At 58.5% G+C, this 1,076-nt stretch carries 2 protein-coding genes; one reads left to right on the top strand and one right to left on the bottom strand.

The annotated features are described in order from the left end of the window. Nucleotides 1–267: hypothetical protein (locus tag OC610_RS27880; protein WP_264432803.1), on the bottom strand; the 267-nt coding region annotated here is incomplete at its 3' end. 124 nt (nucleotides 268–391) lie between these two features. On the opposite strand from OC610_RS27880, the gene OC610_RS27885 reads away from it, so the two are divergent. Continuing rightward, nucleotides 392–1,051, top strand: coding sequence for a glutathione S-transferase family protein (locus tag OC610_RS27885; protein ID WP_264432804.1), 660 nt, complete (start codon nucleotides 392–394; stop codon nucleotides 1,049–1,051). Nucleotides 1,052–1,076 lie beyond the last annotated feature (25 nt).

Here is a 1,076-nt window from a genome sequence, read left to right on the forward strand (position 1 = left end):
CAGCTCGGGCAGGGCGCGCAACGCGGCTTCGTACCACTCGGTATTGAACGGGCGGTCTTCTTCCAGGATCGCGTCGATTTCCACCGCCAGCACGTGGGCCATCAGGTTGAGGATATCGTCGCGCTCATAACCCACCAGGGTCAGCTTGTTGAACGTGGCCTTGGCCGCTGGCGGGTTGTCACTTTCGATCTGGTTTTCGATAGCCTGGATCAGCGTGTTCTCGACGAATTCTTCTTCGTCGCTGTCGATGTCGGTTGGCTCGCTCATGGCAGGCTCCTGTAAGAAAGGTCGCCAGTTTACCTGCATTCAGCGGCGTGATGCGCCTGGCGCGAAACACTCCGGCGGGCTATAACCCAAGGCTGCCAACCCCGCACGGCCTGGAGGCTATGGAATGCTTAAGCTTTATGGTTTTTGTGTCAGCAATTATTACAACATGGTCAAGCTGGCGCTGCTGGAGAAAGGGCTGCCCTTCGAAGAGGTCCCGTTCGTGGGGGCCCAGACTCCCGAAGCGCTGGCCATCAGCCCTCGCGGCAAAGTGCCGGTGCTGAAGACCGAGCAAGGGTTTATCAACGAAACCAGCGTGATCCTCGAATACCTCGAGCAAACCCAGCCAGGCAAGGCCTTGTTGCCCGCCGATCCGTTCGAGCGCGCCCAGGTATTGGCGTTGTGCCGCGAGATCGAGCTGTACATCGAGCTGCCTGGACGTGTCTGCTACGCCGAGGCTTTTTTCGGCATGTCGGTGCCGGATGCGGTCAAGGAGAAGGCCAAGGCTGAGTTGCTGCTGGGATTCGCCTCGCTTGGTCGGCACGGAAAATTTTCGCCATACGTGGCGGGTGAGACCCTGAGCATTGCCGACTTGTACTTCTACTACAGCCTGTCGCTGGTCTTGCAGGTGGGCAAGAAAGTGTTCGATATCGACCTGCTGGCCGATATGCCAAAGGCGCAGGCCTTGATGGAACTGATGGGACAGAACCCGCACGTGCAGCGGATAGCGGCGGACAGGGAGGCAGAGATGCCGGCGTTTTTGGCAAGAATCTCCGCCAAGAAGTGATACTTTTGCTGCTTTGAAGGACGCT

It is taken from the genome of Pseudomonas agronomica (assembly GCF_025917275.1).
Taxonomy (GTDB): domain Bacteria; phylum Pseudomonadota; class Gammaproteobacteria; order Pseudomonadales; family Pseudomonadaceae; genus Aquipseudomonas; species Aquipseudomonas agronomica.

Coding starts and splice junctions, on each gene's coding strand:
- OC610_RS27885 (WP_264432804.1), top strand. CDS start 392: ATGCTTAAGCTTTATGGTTTTTGTGTCAGCAATTATTACAACATGGTC.